A 17,460-nucleotide genomic window follows, 5' to 3' on the forward strand; every position below is an offset into this window, starting at 1 on the left:
GTCCACGTCCTTCGTGTTGCGGTGGAGTGAAGGGGGCTACCAGCGCCAACGAGCGTCGCGGTGGTGTCGGTATCCCCGAATTGAGTGATCGTTCGGTTCTCGGTTGTCGGAGTCGCCGGGCTGCCGGCGGCGGCGCGCGGCGGGTCTGTCAGCGGCGCATCCGCTCGAAGAGCCAGGGGATGGTCTGCATCCCGAACAGGTCGGTGCCCCAGCCGTAGAGGTCGGTGACGAAGCGCTCCATGGAGCAGTCCGTCGGCGCGTAGGTCACCCGGGCGCCGGCCCGCCGGTATCGGCGGGCGAGGTCCCGGGCGTCCTTCGCGGGGACCAGCGACATGGGGGAGTCGTCCTTGGCGCACGAGGAGATCAGGATCCGGTTGCGCCGCTGGGGCGGCGACGCCGCCTTCCTCGGGTTCTTCCCCGGTCGGCCGAGCAGCGCCTCGTCGAAGGCACGGGCGAAGAGCGAGTTGTCGGCCGGCGCCACGCCGTCCTTGAACAGCAGGCTCAGCGGCACCAGCGGGAGGGTGAAGTACGCCGGCGTCTGGCACTGCGTCCGCCACACCTTCGCGATCGTGCGGCCGACGAGGTTGAGCCGGGAGTCGAGGTCCCACTCGGGGTACCACTTCTCCAGGCCGAGGAGCGTCGCGAACCCGAACCCGGAGCCGATGGTCCCGTCGGAGGTCCGCAGGAAGTTCTCCATGTCGACGACCATCCCCTCCAGCACGGTCGCCCTGATGTTCAGCCGCGGGGCGTAGGTCCGGGCCATCTCGGCGGCGAAGCCGGCGCCGACGCCTCCGCCGGCGATGCCGAAGCTCCCGATCGGCGCCTTCCGGTCGAGCGGGTCCGACCTGAGTCCGCGCTTCTTGGTGCCCAGCCGCATCGCGGCGCGCACCCCGTCCAGCAGCGCGGCGCCGGCGAACCGGCCGCCGAACACGCCGTGCGGCGCCGGGTCGCCGTCGTTGCCAACGTCGCTGATCATCACCGCGGCACCGGCGTCGAACATCTGGGCCAGCGGGCCCAGCGCCGACCAGAGCGAGCCGTCGAGCGGGTCGCCGCCGGTCCACTGGGTGCTCGGGTGGCAGTAGGGGCCGACCGAGTCGTTGGCCTCCTGGTAGGCGATCACCGGGCGGGACGCGTTCGACCTGCCGTCCTGGGGGATCATCAGGATGCCCGTGCTGATCTCGCCCTTCTCACCGTGCTGGCCGGTGGTGGTGTACATCAGCTTCCAGGCCTCGAGGTTCGCCGGCTTGATCCCGAGGAACATCACGTCGACCGGCTTGAACTTCAGCAGCTTCCCCGGCCTCTCCCGGCCGGTGAGCCGCGGTTCGTCGTAGAACGGGTCGTCGGGCAGCAGGGCGCTGAAGATCTCGTCGGGGGAGCCGGCGCTGGCGCCGGACAGCGCGCCCACGACGTAGCCGTTGAAGATGTCGTCGAGCTCGGGGCGGACCGCGGGGTCGTCGTCACCGGCGACCGCCGATGTCGGCGTCAGCGCACCGAGCACCGACGCGACGAGGACCGTCGCGAGGCACAGCGCAAGGCGTCGCCGCATGGTCACCCCTCCCTTGGGACCGCGCCCGTCTGCCGGGCGTGTGTCTCCAACGAGGGAGTCGGGAAGAAGTTAGAACCGGTTTCGGATTCTTTACTTTGTGACCCACGCAACATGCGCAAGGGTGGGGTTGCGCGCGGCGCGTGAGGTGTTTGTCACATACCTGTCATGGCGGTGCTACGCCGGTCCGATGGAATCCGTGACGGGGTCGGTGCCGGGCTAGTCTGGTTCCTCGGGGACACGTCAGCATTCGTCGACAACTGGTAGGCATGGGGAGGTTGGACGCTGGTGGGTCGCACCCTGATCACGACGCGCACTGCCCGACGCGAGGACGCCTCGGTCCTCGCCGAGCTCTGGACCGACGTGCTGAGACGGGCCGACCGGTCCGAGCAGGCCGCGGACCTCGAGCTCGTGATCAAGCAGGCCGCGTCCTCTCCGGAGCAGCGGTTCGTCGTCGTCGACTACGACGGCCAGCCGGCCGGCGCCGTACTGCTCCGCCTGACGACGCTGTCGCCGATCAACCTGGAGCCCTGCATCCAGGCGATCCAGCCGCGCGTGCTGCCCGAGTACCGCCGCCACGGCGTCGGTCGCGCGCTGATGGAGGCCGCGACCTGCTTCGCCGAGGAGGAGGGCGTCGTCGTCGTCTCCACGGTGGTGCCCTCGGCCACCCGGGAGGGCAACCGGTTCATGGCGCGCCTCGGGCTCACCCAGGCGGCGTCGTGGCGGGTGGCCCCGACCTCGCTCCTGCGCTCCCGGCTCTCGCCGCAGCAGCCCTCCGTCAGCGCCGCCGGGCGCAGCCGGCTCATCGCCGCGCGCCGCTCCGCGCGCCGGCTCCGGGCCATCGACGAGGTGCCGGACCTGGACCTGCCCGTGGCCCCGGACCTCGGCGAGGAGCCGCTGGCCGGGGAGGGCTGACGCGCCCCGTCAGGGCTTGGGGATCAGCGCGCAGGTGATCCGGGACGTGCAGATCCGCTTGCCGGCCTCGTTGGTGATCACGACCTCGTAGCACGCGCTGGTGCGGCCCAGGTGAACCGCCGTGGCGACCGCGGTGACCGTGCCGCTGGTCGCGGAGCGGTGGTGGGTGGCGTTGATGTCGACGCCCACCGGGATCCGGTCCGGGTGGGCGTGCACGCCCGCACCCAGCGACCCGAGCGACTCGGCCAGCACCACCGACGCGCCGCCGTGCAGCAGGCCGTAGGGCTGGGTGTTCCCCTCGACCGGCATCGTGCCGACCACGCGCTCAGCCGAGATCTCCAGCAGCTCGATGCCGAGCTTCTCGTTGAGGGCGCCGTGCGGCCCGTCGGGCATGGCGGCGAGGATCTCGTCGACGTCGGTGGTGCGCTCAGTCATGCGCGCCAACCTAGTGGTCGGGGCGTCGGCGCCCGCAGATAGGCTCGGCTGGTGACCGAGACGACCCTGGCCGACACCGCGCCCGCTCGCCCCCGGCTGCTCCTCCTGGACGGTCACTCACTGGCCTATCGCGCCTTCTTCGCGCTGCCGGTCGAGAACTTCTCCACCTCCACCGGGCAGCACACCAACGCCGTCTACGGCTTCACCTCGATGCTCATCAACGTGCTGCGCGACGAGCAGCCCACGCACGTCGGCGTCGCCTTCGACGTCTCCCGGGCGACGTTCCGCTCCGAGGAGTACGGGGAGTACAAGGCGAACCGGAGCAAGTCGCCGGGTGAGTTCAGCGGTCAGCTGCCGCTGATCGAGGACGTCCTCGACGCGCTGCGCATCCCGTACCTGAAGAAGGCCGGCTTCGAGGCCGACGACATCATCGCCACCCTGGTCACCCAGGCGCTCGCGAACGACCCGGAGATGGAGGTGCTGATCCTCACCGGCGACCGCGACTCCCTCCAGCTGGTCACCGAGCGCTCCACCGTGCTCTACCCGATGCGCGGCGTCTCCGACCTGGCCCGGATGACCCCCGAGGCGGTCGAGGGGAAGTACGGCGTGCCGCCGGCGCGCTACCCCGAGCTGGCCGCCATCGTCGGCGAGTCCTCCGACAACCTGCCCGGCGTGCCCGGGGTCGGGCCCGGCTTCGCCGCCCGGTGGATCAACCAGTACGACGGCCTCGACAACGTCATCGCCAACGCGGACAAGATCACCGGCAAGAAGGGCGAGGCGTTCCGCGAGCACCTCGGCGACGTGATGCGCAACCGACGCCTCAACGCGCTCATCCGCGACCTCGACCTCGAGCTGACCCCGTCCGACCTGCTGGTCCGCCCCTGGGACCGGCAGGAGGTGCACACCCTCTTCGACAGCCTCGAGTTCCGGGTGCTCCGCGACCGGCTCTTCGAGAGCCTCACCTCCGAGGAGGATGTCGCCGAGGGCGGCTTCGAGCTCGAGACCGCGGTGCTCGGCGAGGGCGAGGTCGCCGACTGGCTGGCCGGCGCGGGCACCGACCGGGTGGGCGTGCACGTGCGCGGCACCTGGGGCTCGGGCACCGGGCGGGTCGACGGGCTCGCGCTGGCGCTCGGCGACGGCCGGGCCGCCTACGTCGACGCCGCCGGGCTCTCGCCGGCCGACGACTCCGCCCTCGGCGCCTGGCTCGCCGACGCCGACCGGCCCAAGGTGCTGCACGACGCGAAGGGTCCGATCCTGGCCCTGGCCGCCCACGGGTGGGACCTGCGCGGCCTCGCCAGCGACACCGCGCTGGCGGCGTACCTGGTCCGTCCGGACCAGCGCTCCTACGACCTGGCCGACCTGACGGTGCGCTACCTCAAGCGCGAGCTCAAGGCCGAGGACGAGGGCGACCAGGGCTCGCTGTTCGGCGACGACGACCCGGCCGGGGACGGTGTCGCCGCCACCGCAGCGCTCTACGCCCGGGCGGTGCTCGACCTCGCCGAGGCGCTCGACACCGCGGTCGGCGAGCACGGCGGCAGCGCCCTGCTCGCCGACGTCGAGCTGCCGCTGCTCTCGCTGCTGGTCGGGCTCGAGAAGACCGGCATCGCGGTCGACCTCGACCACCTCACCGCGCTCGAGGCTCACTTCGCCGAGGAGGTGCGCAACGCCGCCGAGGAGGCGTACGCGGTGATCGGCAAGGAGATCAACCTCGGCTCGCCCAAGCAGCTGCAGGTGGTGCTCTTCGACGAGCTCGGCATGCCCAAGACCAAGCGCACGAAGACCGGCTACACCACCGACGCCGACGCGCTCCAGGGCCTCTTCGCCAAGACCGAGCACCCGTTCCTGCTGCACCTGCTGCGCCACCGCGACGTCTCCCGGCTCCGGCAGACGATCGAGGGGCTGCTCAAGACCGTCGCCCCCGACGGACGCATCCACACCACCTTCAACCAGACCATCGCCGCCACCGGCCGGCTGTCCAGCACCGACCCCAACCTGCAGAACATCCCGGTGCGCACCGAGGAGGGCCGCCGGATCCGCGAGGGGTTCGTCGTCGGCGAGGGCTGGGACTGCCTGCTGACCGCCGACTACAGCCAGATCGAGATGCGGATCATGGCGCACCTGTCCGAGGACGAGCTGCTGATCGAGGCGTTCCGCTCCGGGCGCGACTTCCACTCCACCACCGCGTCGCGCGTCTTCGGCGTCGCCGAGGACGAGGTCTCGCCCGAGCAGCGGGCCAAGATCAAGGCGATGAACTACGGCCTCGCCTACGGGCTGTCCGCCTTCGGCCTCTCCCAGCAGCTCGCCATCCCCACCGGCGAGGCGGCCGCGCTGATGGAGGAGTACTTCGAGACCTTCGGCGGCATCCGCGACTACCTCGCCGGCGTCGTCGACGAGGCCCGCCGCACCGGCTTCACCGAGACGATCATGGGCCGTCGGCGCTACCTCCCCGACCTGACCAGCGACAACCGCCAGCGGCGCGAGATGGCCGAGCGGATGGCGCTCAACGCCCCCATCCAGGGGTCGGCCGCGGACCTGATCAAGGTCGCGATGCTGCGCACCCAGGCCCGGCTCGAGGCCGACGGCCTCACCTCGCGGATGCTGCTCCAGGTGCACGACGAGCTCGTGTTCGAGGTCGCCCCCGGCGAGCGGGAGCGGCTGGAGGAGCTGGTGCGCGCCGAGATGGGCGGCGCCGCCGACCTCGCCGTGCCGCTCGACGTCTCCGTCGGGACCGGGCGCAGCTGGCACGAGGCGGCGCACTAGCCGGGATGGCGCGAGCGCGTCTCCGCTTCGCTGCGCCGCGCTGCCGCGCGCGCAGTTGGCCGCCGCTGGGGTAGGGGTTCGCTGGCGGCCTGCGGCGGCTGCGCGCGGAGAAGCCTCCCTCGTGCGCTCCGGTCGCTTCGCTCCCTGCGCGCCCTCGGTCGGCGTTCTCCGCGACGACAGCCGTCATTTCGGTGGGTCCGTGGGGCGTGGCCGGGCTCGCGTGGGGCCCCGGCTCGCGTGGGGGTCGTGTGCCTGAGGCATCGGTATGGCGGGTGCTCGGGCACACGACCCGCGCCAGCCGCGGCGCCGCCCAGCCTCGTGTGCCCCAGGCCCCGGTAGGACGGGTCCTCAGGCACACGACCCCGCTCCAGGCGCCGGCGACCCCGCGTCAGGCGCCGGCGCGCTCGACGTCCGGGCGGCGGTGGCGCACCATCTGCAGCGCCAGCAGCAGCGCGACGACGGCGGCGTCGACGGCGGCGACGGTGAGGGCCAGGCCGGAGAACGAGGTGGCCATCCGGCCCAGGACGACCAGCAGGACCACGCCGCCGGCGACCACGTACTTCGTCGCCGCGCCGCGCTTGGCCAGCCCGGCGTAGACGAGGAGCTGGAGGACCGACAGCAGTGCGCCGAGGAGGGCGAACAGCCAGAGCCAGTCGGTGACCTCGGCGTACTCCTGGCCTCCGACGAAGACCACCGCGATGTCGCTGAGCAGGTAGGTGGCGGCCACGGACAGCGCGCCGATCCCGCCGAGGAAGGCGAGGCCGCGCGCCACGGCGGCGCGGCTCTCGTCGGCGGTGGACATCGACGGGAACAGGATGACGACCGCGAACTGCGGCAGGAACAGGACCGCCTTGGCCACGATCAGGCCGCCGGCGTACAGGCCGGCCTGGTGGCTGTCGAGCGCGCTGCGGGCCACGACGACGTCGAGGTTGGACAGGGCGATGAAGGCCAGCAGCGCCAGTGAGCTGCCGAAGGTCTCCCGGCGCACGTCGCGCAGCAGCGCCGGGGTGCGGGGGCCCGGGTGTGGCTCGGGCCGTTCGCGCAGCGCCCACGCGCCGATCAGCACGGGCAGCCAGGACGCGATCAGCACGCCCAGCATCGCGCTGGTCTCGGTCCGCCACAGCAGCAGGAACCCGCCGCCGAACAGCACCCGCGGCACGCCGACGGCGAGGTAGAGCAGGCTCAGCGGGAACCAGCGCCGCTCGCCCTGGAGCACGCCGGCCTGGCCGCCCATCACCGTCACCGGGACCACGCACAGCGCGAGCAGGACGGCCGGGAGCACGCCGTCGAGGTGCAGCAGGTCGGCGACCAGCGGGGCGGCGGCGAGCGCCACCAGGCCGAGCACGCCCGCCCCGACCCAGGTGGTGCGGAGCACCGTCTGCTCGATCGCGCCGACCTGGTCGGGCTCCGCGGAGATCCGTCGCGCGGCGGTGGCCTGGAGGCCGAGCTGGAGCACGGAGAGCACCATCAGCAGCGCCATCATGCTGGCCAGCGCGCCGTAGCTGCTGGGACCGAGCAGGCGCGCGGAGACCATCTGGAACGCGTAGGTCCCGACGTTCATCACGGCCATCGCGACCGCGATCCCCGCGCTGCTGTGCAGAACGCGTGCCCAACGGTGGCGCCGGGTGGACGCGGCGGGCTCGGTGGTGCTCGTCACGGTGTCGAGCGTAGGCCGAACCGGTGCGGCTCCGTTGGCGAGCCCCCTTTACAGTGACCTGCGCTGCTCGCTGTGACCCGTGTCGCACGCGGCTGAGGGGAGGAGGCCCGATGGAGGAGGGCGCGGACCGCACGGCGGGGACCGACCGGCGCTGCACCGTCCTGCTGGTGACCGTGTACGTGTCGCTGGCGATCCTGGTCTTCACCGAGAAGTTCGGGCTGGCGACGACCGACACCCGGCTGGAGCTGGTCGAGGACCCGCGGTCGTTCCTGCGCAGCACCTTCACCCTCTGGAGCCCGGACGCCTCGCTCGGCGAGCTGCAGAACCAGGCCTACGGCTACCTGTTCCCGCAGGGCAGCTTCTTCGTGCTGCTGGACGCGCTCACCGTGCCCGGGTGGGTGGCGGAGCGGCTCTGGTCGTTCCTGGTGCTGCTGATCGCCTGCGAGGGCCTGCGCCGCGTCGCCCGCGCGATGGCGCTGGGGCCGTGGGCCGCGGCCCTCGCCGGGCTCGCCTACGGCCTGACGCCCCGCCACGTCGCCGAGCTGGGGGTCCGCAGCGCGGAGATCCTCCCCGGCGCCGTGCTGCCCTGGGCGCTGCTGCCGATCCTGCACTCGATGAACGGCCGGAGGCGCCCCCGGGACGCCGCCCTGCTGTCGGCCGTCGCCTTCGCCTGCGGCGGCGGCGTGAACGGCACCGCCACGGCCGCGCCCGCGGCGCTGCTCGCCGTGTTCGTGGTGTGGGGCGTCGTACGGCGTCACCTGAGCCCCCGCTTCGCCGTCGGTTGGTTCGCGCTGATCGGCGCCGTCAGCGCGTGGTGGCTCCTCTCCCTGGTCCGGCTCGGCGCCTTCAGCCCGCCGTTCTACGACTTCGTCGAGGACGCCCGGACCACCACCGGGACGTCCGGGTTCTCCGCGGTGCTGCGCGGTGCCAGCAACTGGGTCTCCTACCTCGCGGTCGGCGGTCGGCCGTGGTGGCCGGCGGGCTACGAGCTGTCGTTCGACTCGTGGCTGGTGCTCGGCTCCGGGCTCGTCGCGGCGCTCGGGTTCGTCGGCCTGCTGCGGTTCCGGGGCCGGTTCCGGGCCCCGCTGCTGATCGCCGCGGGCCTGGGCCTCGCGCTCCAGGTCGCCGCGCACACGGGGCCGTTCGACGGTCCGTTCGCCGGGGTGCTGCAGGACCTGCTCGACGGCCCGCTGGCGCCGCTGCGCAACGTGCCGAAGGTCGACCCGGTGCTGCGGGTACCGCTCGCGCTGGGCCTCGGCGCCTTCGCCGAGGACGCGGTGCGGGTGCTGCGGACCGGCGTGGCCGGCCGCCGCGGGCTGCTCCGTCGGCTCGGCGCCCTGGGCATGGTGGGTGCCCTCCTCCTCGGGCTGGTCGCGATGGCGTTCCCGGTGCTGTCCGCGAACACCCGCACCCCGGGGTGGAAGGAGATGCCCGCCTACTGGACCCAGGCCGCCGACTACGTCGCCCGGCGCAGCGAGGGGGCGACCTGGGTGGTCCCCGGGTCCGGCTTCGGCATCGAGACCTGGGGCTGGACGATGGAGGAGCCGATGCAGGTGCTCGGCCACGCCTCGTGGGTCAGTCGCACCCAGGTCCCGCTGACCCCGGCGACGACGCTGCGGGCGCTGTCCCAGCTGGAGAGCTACCTCGAGACCGGAGCGGGCTCCGCCTACCTCGCCGACATGCTGGCGCGCCTGGGCATCGACACGATCCTGGTCCGCCACGACCTCGACCGAGCGGTGTCCGAGACGACCAGCGACTCGCTGGTGGCGGTCGCGCTGGCGCGCTCCCCGGGGATCCGTCGGCTGCGGACGTTCGGCCGGGTCGACTTCGGGCCGGCGATCGAGGTCTACGCGGTCGCCAGCCCCCTCGGCGAGGAGCACCGCGACCCGGACGGTTACCAGGTGCGGGACCTGGCGGACGCCGTGACGGTCGCCTCCTCGGTCGAGGACGGGTTCCTCGCCGTGGGGGAGGGGCTGGTCGGGCCGGCCCAGCCGATGCTGGTCGCCGGCACCGAGGGCTGGTCGGAGCCGGCCGACGTGGTCGGCGACGGCTACCGCCGCCGCGAGCGCGCGTTCGGTCGGATCCACGACGCCGAGAGCGCGGTGATGGCCGAGGACGAGCCCTACCATGCCGGCCGGGTCGTCCCCGACTACCCGGCGTCGGATGGGGCGCGGCCGGTGCTGGCGGCGTACGACGGCATCGCCGGCGTGACCGCCTCCAGCTCCCGCGCCTGGGCGAACGTGCTCGGCCCGGTGCACCCCGAGGAGGCGCCGTGGTCGGCGCTGGACGGCGACGACGCGAGCCACTGGCGGCCGGCCCCCTTCCAGGACACGGTCGGGCAGTGGTGGGAGGTGCGCCTCGACGCGCCGCGGCCGATCGGGGCGATCGAGCTCGTCGAGCCGGTCAGCGCGCTCGACCTCGACCGCGTGACGCGGTGGCGGGTGAGCGCCGGCGGCGTCACCCGCACGGTCGAGCCGGACCAGTTCACGGGCCGGGCGCGCGTCAACCTCGGCGGAGTGGTGGCCGACGCCGTGCGGGTGGAGGTGGCCGGCGCGCCCGCCCGCCGGGCCGCCGTCGGCCTCGCCGAGGTGCGGATCTCGGGGCTCGTCCCGACCCGCACCCTGCGGCTGCCGGAGGTCCCGACCACCACCGCCCCGGACTTCATCTTCGGCGCCCGCCAGGAGACGCGCAGCTGCGTGACCACGCTGCTGGGGCCGGACTGCGCGCTCGACCGCCGGCGGGCCTCGGAGGAGGCGAGCGGGATCGACCGCACGTTCACGGTCGCCTACGGCGGACGGTGGCGGATACGCGGACTGGCGGTGGCCCGCAGCGGCTTCGCCGCGCCGGAGCTCCTCGACCCGGGCGTCGGGGCGACGGTCACCGGGTCGTCGTGGCTCGGCCAGGACCCGACGGTGACCCCGCGGATGGCGTACGACGGGGACCGCGCCACCTCGTGGGTCGCCGACCCCCGCAACAAGCGGCCGTCGCTGACCGTCGACCTGGGCGGCGAGCGCACGGTCCGGCGGTTGACGGCCCTGGCGCCGGCCGGCGTCGCCTCCTTCCCCCAGTCGGTCCGCATCGAGGCCGTGGACGCGGCGGGGAACCGCGAGACCCGCACCGTCAGCCTCGACGGGACCGGACGGTTCGAGCCGGTGCGGGCGACCAGCATGACGCTGACCTTCCGGCGCCGCGCCGGGGCGGACCCGGACATCCCGCTGGGGCTGAGCGAGCTCCGCTGGGGGCCCGGCCGCTCCTCGGTCCCGCTGGACGGCTCGGCCTCCACGGGCGGCTTCTGCGGCTACGGGCCGCGGCTCGTGGTCGACGGCCGGAGCTACCGCACGCGGGTCGAGGGGCGCGTCGGCGACGTGCTCAGCGCCGGCACGCTCGCGGTGGTGCCGTGCGACGGCGGCCGCACGATCTCGCTGGCGGCGGGGGAGCACCGGGTGAGCCTGGAGGCGACCAGCCAGTTCGGCCCGACCGGCCTCACGCTGCTGGCCGCCGGTCAGCACCGGCAGCGGGACGCGGAGCGCTCGCGCACGGTGCGCACCCTCAGCCGGGACGACACGGAGGTCGAGGTCGTGGTCTCGCCCGGCCAGCAGGCGATCCTGTCGGCTCCGCACAACATGAACGCGGGCTGGGCGGCGTACGTCGGTGACACCGACGGCATCCGGCTGGACCCGATCTTGGTCGACGGCTGGGCGCAGGGGTGGATCGTCCCGGCGGACGTCTCGGGAACGATCGTGCTGGTCTACGAGCCCCAGCGCGGCTACCTGGTCGGGTTGGTCGGCGGTCTGGCCGTCCTCGGGCTGGTCGTGGCCGCGGCGGCGTGGGCGCTGGTTCGCCGCCCGCTCCGCCCGGTCGACGCCTCGGCCGGCGCGGCGGCCGACGAGGCGGTGGAGGTGCTGGAGGAGGCTCCGCCGCCGACCTCGCGCCGGAGGTGGGTGCTCGCCTGCCTCGCGGCCGCGGTGGCGGGCTGGCTCGTCGCCGGCCCGGTGGTCGCGGCCGGCGCGCTCGCCGGGGTGGTGCTGGCCCGCTGGCCGCGGGCGGCGCTCGCCGTCGTGGCGGTGACCCTGGCGGGCGCCGTGGTGGCGCTGGCCCTGCTGCTCTCCAGCGGACCACGGCTGCCACCGGACGCGCTGGACCTGGTCACGGGGGCGGCACTCGCCCTCGGGCTGGCCACGGCCGCCGTGCACCGGCACCCGATCGGACGGCACCGACGGTGAGCGGCGCGTCGTCGGGCAGCCGCGGCGCGGACCGATCGGCGCGCGCCGGTCGGTGGGCGCGCGGACCGGGGCGCGACGCGGCCTGGTCGGCCGGGCTGGTGCTGCTGGTCGGGCTCCCGCTCCTGCTCGGCCGCGGCTTCTGGCTGGTCGGCGACATGGTCTTCGTCCCCCAACAGCCGTGGAAGTCGGCCTGGCTGGGCCTCGACGGCGCGCTGCCGCGTGCGGTCCCCATGGACGCGCTGATCTCCGTCGCGACGTCGGTGCTGCCCGGCGAGGTCGTCCAGCGCCTCCTCCTGCTCGGTGGCCTGCTCCTCGGCGGCATCGGGATCGGCCGGCTCCTCGCCGAGCACCGCTGGTACGCCCGCGCGGCGGCGATCACCCTGCTGCTGTGGAACCCGTGGGTCTACGAGCGGCTGCTGATCGGCCAGTGGGCGATCCTGCTCGGCTACCTCGCGCTGCCCTGGGTGGCGATCGCCGCGCGCCGGATCAGGGCGGACCCGCGCGACTGGGGCCCGGCCGGCGTGGCGCTCGTGGCCGCGGCGGTCTGCAGCCCGTCCAGTGGGCTCACCGCCGCGGGGGTGCTGCTCCTGCTCGGCGCCACGCGCCGCACCTGGTGGCGGATCGTGCTGATCGGCACCGTCGCCAACCTCACCTGGCTGGTCCCGTCGCTCGTCGCGGCGCGGGCCACGATCACGGCGGACGGGGTCTTCGAGGGGTTCGCCGCACGCGCCGAGTCCGGCGCCGGCGTCGTGGCCAGCGTGCTCTCGCTGGGCGGCATCTGGAAGTCCTCGATCCTTCCCGCCGAGCGCACCGGCGCGGCGCTGGTGCTGCTGTCGTGCCTGCTCAGCGTCGCCGCCCTGGCCGGGCTGCGTCGGGCCCTCAGGGACCGCCCCGGCGAGACGGCGCGGTACGCCGCGCTGGCCGGTGCGTCCGTGGCGCTCGCCCTGCTGCCGACGACCGCCGCCGGGGTCTGGCTGCTCGAGGCGGTGGCCGGCCGCGTGCCGGCCGTGGCGATCCTGCGCGACTCGCACCGCTACCTCGCCCCGCTCGCGCTGCCCCTCGCGATCGGCGCCGCCGGCCTGGTGACGCGCCTGCGGGAGGCCGTGCGGCCCGGGCTGGGTGCGCTGTGGAGCGCGATCGTCCTGGTCGTCGTCGCGCCCGTGCTGCTGCTGCCCAGCCTCGCCTGGGGCGCGGCGGGCGAGCTGCGGCTGTCGGTCTATCCCGGTGAGTGGGACCGCGTCGCGGCCGAGATCGACGCCGCGGACGGGAGCGGCGCGACCGTGGTGCTGCCCTGGACCGGCTCCTACCGGGGCTTCGACTTCAACCACCGCCGCGCGGTCCTCGACCCCGCCCCGCGCTACCTGCCCGGCGAGGTCGTCATCGACGACCGGGTCCTCCTCGGGGGGACGACGGTGCCCGGCGAGGACCCGCGTGCGGCGGAGATCGGTGCGGCACTCGCCGCGGCCGACCCCGCCGCGGCGCTCCGCGACCTCGGCGTCCGGTGGGTCCTCGTGGAGCGCGGGATGGGCGCCGCGGAGCCTCCGCAGGGACGTGTCGCGGTGGCGGGCGAGGAGCTCCTGCTGGTCGACCTGGGGCCCGCCGCGTCCCGTGGCGGAGCCTCTGACCAGGAAGTTTTTCTCATCTGTGTGGGGCACGCCATGGCGCTTGTGTTGCTCATCACCGCCGGTGTGTGCATACTTCCGACTCGGGAGTAACCTCAGTCACAGTCCGGGATGTCATGGGGACCGCCTAGAGCTCCCGGAAGGTTCTTGGGAGGGAACCACCCACGATGAATATCGTCATCTCCGCGTTCGTCGGCGCGCTCGTCGCCACGGCCGCACTCGTCGGCGGCGTCAACGTCGTCCAGGGCGACCAGTCCCCAGTCGCCGAGACCACCCTCTACTCGTACGCCAGCGAGTAGCCATCCGCGTGATGGCTACACCGGTTCGTCGATGACGGACCGGTGACGGCGCTTCCCGGAAGCGCCGTCGCTGCTGACGGCTTGGGAGGGCCGGATGCTCCACATCGTGATTCCGGCGTACAACGAGCAGGACCGGTTGCCCCGGACCCTGCGCTCGTTGCGACGCCACGTCGCGAACCACCGACAGGCCCTGGGCCGTGTCGTGGTCACCGTGGTCGACAACGCCAGCGACGACGGGACCGCCGAGGTCGCGCGCGCCGCTGACTCCCCGGCACTGCCGGTCCGGGTGCTGTCCTGCGAGATCCGCGGCAAGGGCGCCGCGGTGCGCGCCGGGCTCCTGGCCACCGCCCCCGAGGAGACCGTCTGCTTCATGGACGCCGACGGCGCCACCGGGTTCGAGGCGCTCGAGACCGCGCTCGCACGCATCGAGGCCGGGGCCGACGTCGTCATCGGCTCGCGGGCGCTGGCCTCCAGCGTCACCGAGGCGCGGCACACGAGGACCCGCTCCGCCGGCGCGGCCTGCTACCGGGCCGGCGCGGCGCGGATGCTGCCCGACCTGACCGACACCCAGTGCGGCTTCAAGATGTTCCGCGGCACGCTGGTCAGGCCCGCCGTAGCCGAGCTGCGGGCGTCGGGTTTCGCCTTCGACGTCGAGCTCCTCGTCCGCCTCCGGGCGGCCGGGGCCGTCATCGAGGAGATCCCGGTCGTCTGGGCCGACGTGCCCGGCTCCACCTTCGTGCCGATGCGCGACGGGGCGTCCTCCTTCCTGGAGCTCGCCGGGATCGCGTGGCGGACGCGTGGCCTCGGTGCGGCGCGCCCGGCCCGAGCCACGCAGGCCCCGCAGGCCACGCCGGCCGGGGCCCGCTCGGTCCCGATGCCGGTCGCGGTGCCGGCCGCCCTCGCGGCCGTGCTCGTGCCGCTCGCGGTCCCCATGCACGTCCGTGCCCCGCAGGAGAACTGAGATGGCGCCCCGGACCCGTGGCGCCGGCGACGACGCGCACACGCTCGCCGGCCGCCGGATCGCGGTGGTCAACTGGCGCGACCTCGACCACTCCCTCGCGGGCGGCGCGGAGATCTACGCCGACCAGTTCGCCCGCGCGCTCGTCGAGGGCGGTGCCGAGGTCTGCTTCGTCACCTCCCGCGAGCCGGGCCAGCGCCGCCGTGAGCGGCGGGACGGGATGACCGTGCGGCGCGCGGGCGGCCGGCTCGGCTTCTACCCGGCGTCGCTGCTCTGGCTGGCCCGACACCGCCGGCGCTGGGACGCCGTCATCGACCCGGCCGGCGGCCTGCCGGTCTTCTCGCCGTTGGTCCTGCGCCGTGGCACGCCCGCGCTGCTGGTCGTCCACCACGTGCACCAGGACCAGTTCGGCGCGCACTTCCCCGCTCCGGTCGCCGCCTTCGGGCGCTGGCTGGAGCGCGTCGCGATGCGCCGGGTCTACCGTCGTCAGCCCGTCGTCGCGGTCTCGACCTCGACGGTCCGGGAGATGCGGCGCCGGCTCGGCTGGTCGGGCGCGATCGGCGTCCTGGAGAACGGCGCCGACCTGCCCGAGCCCGGGTCGGTCGACGCCGGCGCGAAGGACCCGGACCGGATCGTCGTCCTCGGGCGTCTCGTCGCCCACAAGCGCGTCGACCTGGTGCTGGGCGCGCTGCACGACCTGCGCAACGAGCCCGGCCTCGCCGGCCGCGACCTGCGTCTCGACGTCATCGGCCGCGGCCCCGAGCGGGAGCGGCTCGAGGAGCTCGCCCAGCGGCTCGGCGTCGCCGACGTGGTCACCTTCCACGGCTTCGTCAGCGACGAGGAGAAGGCGCGGCTGCTGGACCGGGCCTCGCTCCACGTCTGTGCCTCCGACGCCGAGGGATGGGGCCAGGTCGTCATCGACGCCGCCGGCCGCGGCGTGCCGACGGTCGCGCGCGACGTACCGGGGCTGCGGGACTCCATCCGCGACGGCGAGACCGGCTGGCTCGTGCCGGAGCCCGTCCGGCGCCCCACCGCCGGCGATGCCGACACCCTCCGCCGGAGCCTGGCCCAGGCGATGGCCTCGGCCCTCGGCAGCACGGCGTCCCGGTCCGACCGGGTCCATCGCGCCGCAGCCTGCGAGGCGTGGGCCACCAAGTTCGACTGGTCCCAGATGCGCCGGCAGGCCCGGCGTCTCACCGAGGGGATCCTGACCGGGGAGGCACCCGCCGCCCCGGACCACCACCACCTGCCGCGCGCCCGCGTGGCCGACTGAGAGGTCAAAGAGAGATGAGCCGAAAGATCGGCGCCGGGCTGGTCGGCCTGGGTGTGTTCCTGATCGTGGCGGCGGCGCTGATGCGCTTCTACGCCTACCCCGCCATGGCGACGGTGCCCACGAACTACGACTCGACCACCGAGCTCGAGGCCAAGGGCGCCCAGGTGTTCAACAGCGACCCGAGCATCCTCGCCCCCGAGGTCGTCGACCTGGCGATCCACTCGCGCACCGTGGCCGACAGCCGCTCCGACCTGCCCGACGACGTCGTCGTCTGGCACAACTCCGTGACCATCGAGCGCGGCGACGGCAGCGTCTTCCAGCAGTCCCGCGAGCGGGTGGCGTTCGACCCGGTCACCGCCGAGGCGGTCGACTGCGAGGAGTGCGACGTCTGGTCCGAGGAGGCCGAGGGCGAGCGCGTCTCCATCCAGCCGGAGGGCCTGGTCTACAAGTTCCCGTTCAACACCGAGAAGAAGGACTACGAGCAGTGGGACGACACCCTCGGTGCGGCGACCCCGATCGAGTACGAGGGTGAGACCACGATCGACGGCCTCACCGTCTACACCTTCGTGCAGACCATCGAGCCCACCCAGGTCGGCACCATGGAGGTGCCCGGCTCGATCCTGGGCGCTGACGAGGACAGCGTCGAGGGCGAGGTCTGGTACGGCATGAAGCGCACCTTCCAGATCGAGCCCGTCACCGGCGCTCCGATCGACCGGGTCGAGGAGCGGATGCAGGAGCTGCGGTACGACGGCGTCTCGGTCCCGCTCTTCACCGGAACCGTCGAGTACACCGACGACCAGGTGGCCGACGTCGCCGACGAGGCGGGGTCGAACGCCACGATGCTGGGCGGCATGCGGATGCTGTTCCCGCTGCTCGCGCTGCTGCTCGGCATCGCGGCGCTGGCCGGTGGCCTCTTCCTCACCCGCGGCTCGGGTGGCCCGAAGAAGGGCGCCGAGCACGCCAAGAGCCGGGACATGGTCGACGCCTGACCGGGAACCCCTAGAGCCGGTCGACGATGGCCTCGAGCAGCTGCTCGAGGCCATCGTCGTTCCACGTCCGGGCGCGGCCGCGCAGGGTGACGGTGGTGGTGTCGCCCAGCACGACCGCGCCGAGCGAGAGGCCCGAGCCACCGGCCGTCACCGGGTGGAAGAGCAGCCGGTCGACGCCGGTCCCGTCGACCCGGCCCAGGTGGGAGACCAGCAGGCTCGACCCGAGGCGTGGCGCCAGGAGCCTGATCCCGGCCCCGAGCAGCCCGGCGGCGAGGCGCGACCGGACGCCCTCCTCGCCGTGGGGCGACGCCTCGACCGGGGCGCTCCGGATCGCCTCGCGGACCTGGTCGCGGTCCATCCGCTCGACGTCGCGCAGGCGGAGCAGGGCGCTGCGGTCGGCGATCCGCGGGCCCGTTCCGGGGCCGGCCGCGGGGTCGGCCGCGGGGTCGTCCGGCGGTGTCCGGCGCGAGGCGCCGACGGCGATCGCGACCCGCCGGCCCCCGGCCGCGCCGAGCGCGGAGGCGGCGGCGTGGACCAGGTCGGAGGTGCGGTGGCCGCCGGGCACCGTGAGGTCGACCATCACGTCGCCGCTCGCGTCCGCGGTCGCCGGTCGGCTCGGCGGGGTCGGGCGTGCCGGCGGCGCGAACGCGACCTCGCCGAGGCGGCCGACGACCGAGCCCGCTGGTGTCGTTCCTGTACTGCGCGCCGCACACCTTCCACATGGGCGGGAACATGGTCGAGATCATGGAGTACGCCGGCGACCTGCTGACGCACCTGCACCTGGCC

Annotated in this window: 12 protein-coding genes; 8 read left to right on the forward strand and 4 right to left on the reverse strand. The window is 74.1% G+C overall.

The annotated features are described in order from the left end of the window. Positions 1-148: 148 nt before the first annotated feature. A complete protein-coding gene (locus tag ABLM29_RS11445; RefSeq protein WP_349714234.1) occupies positions 149-1,546 on the reverse strand; it encodes a lipase family protein in 1,398 nt (465 codons plus the stop codon). Positions 1,547-1,831: 285 nt separating this feature from the next. Between ABLM29_RS11445 and ABLM29_RS11450 the strand changes: the two genes are divergently transcribed. Continuing rightward, positions 1,832-2,458, forward strand: a complete 627-nt coding sequence (locus ABLM29_RS11450) for a GNAT family N-acetyltransferase (protein WP_349714235.1) — start codon at positions 1,832-1,834, stop codon at positions 2,456-2,458. A 9-nt stretch (positions 2,459-2,467) separates the two neighbouring features. Here ABLM29_RS11450 and ABLM29_RS11455 read toward each other — a convergent pair whose 3' ends face one another. Next, complete coding sequence (locus tag ABLM29_RS11455) at positions 2,468-2,893, reverse strand: PaaI family thioesterase (protein WP_349714236.1); 426 nt, start codon at positions 2,891-2,893, stop codon at positions 2,468-2,470. Positions 2,894-2,944: 51 nt separating this feature from the next. On the opposite strand from ABLM29_RS11455, the gene polA reads away from it, so the two are divergent. Next, positions 2,945-5,653, forward strand: a complete 2,709-nt coding sequence (gene polA / locus ABLM29_RS11460) for a DNA polymerase I (RefSeq protein WP_349714237.1) — start codon at positions 2,945-2,947, stop codon at positions 5,651-5,653. 388 nt (positions 5,654-6,041) lie between these two features. On the opposite strand, the gene ABLM29_RS11465 is transcribed toward polA, so the two are convergent. Further along, the gene (locus ABLM29_RS11465) at positions 6,042-7,310 is read right to left on the reverse strand and encodes a lipopolysaccharide biosynthesis protein (RefSeq protein ID WP_349714238.1); all 1,269 of its coding nucleotides are present in this window, start codon (positions 7,308-7,310) and stop codon (positions 6,042-6,044) included. A gap of 110 nt (positions 7,311-7,420) precedes the next feature. Between ABLM29_RS11465 and ABLM29_RS11470 the strand changes: the two genes are divergently transcribed. From ABLM29_RS11470 to pgfA, 6 genes are all read left to right on the forward strand, one after another. Further along, positions 7,421-11,533, forward strand: coding sequence for an alpha-(1->3)-arabinofuranosyltransferase domain-containing protein (locus tag ABLM29_RS11470; protein WP_349714239.1), 4,113 nt, complete (start codon positions 7,421-7,423; stop codon positions 11,531-11,533). Further along, a complete protein-coding gene (locus ABLM29_RS11475) occupies positions 11,530-13,248 on the forward strand; it encodes an MmpA family trehalose lipid delivery protein (RefSeq protein ID WP_349714240.1) in 1,719 nt (572 codons plus the stop codon). Before ABLM29_RS11470 ends, ABLM29_RS11475 begins: the two co-directional genes overlap by 4 nt. 74 nt (positions 13,249-13,322) lie before the next feature. Beyond that, complete coding sequence (locus ABLM29_RS11480) at positions 13,323-13,454, forward strand: hypothetical protein (protein ID WP_349714241.1); 132 nt, start codon at positions 13,323-13,325, stop codon at positions 13,452-13,454. Positions 13,455-13,548: 94 nt separating this feature from the next. Next, positions 13,549-14,415, forward strand: coding sequence for a glycosyltransferase (locus ABLM29_RS11485; RefSeq protein ID WP_349714242.1), 867 nt, complete (start codon positions 13,549-13,551; stop codon positions 14,413-14,415). 1 nt (position 14,416) lies between these two features. Beyond that, positions 14,417-15,685: a glycosyltransferase family 4 protein gene (locus tag ABLM29_RS11490; RefSeq protein ID WP_349714243.1), complete on the forward strand. Its 1,269-nt coding sequence runs from the start codon at positions 14,417-14,419 to the stop codon at positions 15,683-15,685. A 14-nt stretch (positions 15,686-15,699) separates the two neighbouring features. Continuing rightward, positions 15,700-16,674 (forward strand): cell envelope lipid trafficking protein PgfA, encoded by a 975-nt coding sequence (pgfA, locus tag ABLM29_RS11495; RefSeq protein WP_349714244.1) that lies wholly within the window; start codon positions 15,700-15,702, stop codon positions 16,672-16,674. Between the two features lie 10 nt (positions 16,675-16,684). Here pgfA and ABLM29_RS11500 read toward each other — a convergent pair whose 3' ends face one another. Beyond that, positions 16,685-17,254, reverse strand: coding sequence for a hypothetical protein (locus ABLM29_RS11500; protein WP_349714245.1), 570 nt, complete (start codon positions 17,252-17,254; stop codon positions 16,685-16,687). Positions 17,255-17,460 lie beyond the last annotated feature (206 nt).

This window comes from Nocardioides sp. YIM 152588, from assembly GCF_040191335.1.
GTDB lineage: Bacteria > Actinomycetota > Actinomycetes > Propionibacteriales > Nocardioidaceae > Nocardioides.